General features: G+C 75.4%; 1 protein-coding gene. It reads right to left on the bottom strand.

Going from position 1 to position 293, the window contains the following annotated elements; all coding sequences use genetic code 11:
- Nucleotides 1-293 (bottom strand): hypothetical protein (locus ACZ3HH_RS29625; RefSeq protein WP_465810092.1); only part of this gene is annotated, 293 nt, incomplete at both ends.

Here is a 293-nt window from a genome sequence, read left to right as displayed (position 1 = left end):
CGGCATCCGGCTCCTCCGCGGGGCGCGCTCGCGCCGCCGCGACCTCCTCGACGGCCGCGGACACTGCGACGCGCCGGGACCCGAGCGGGTCGAGCGGCCAGTGCAGCAGGCGCCGTTCACCGTCATACGGATCCTCGCCCGGGTCGCCGACGCCGAGTTCGAATCCGAGCGCCGCGGTCGCCTCGTCGAGGAAGACGCTCGGGGTGCGCGGACGCTTGGTGCCCGACCAGCTCGACCCCGACAGCAGGAGATGGTCGCGGGCCCGCGTGAACGCGACGTACGCGAGCCGCCGA

This window comes from Pseudomonas sp. PME37.24/025, from assembly GCF_055556615.1.
Note: the sequence above shows the minus strand (reverse complement) of the source record. Positions and strands in the feature narration are given on the sequence as shown.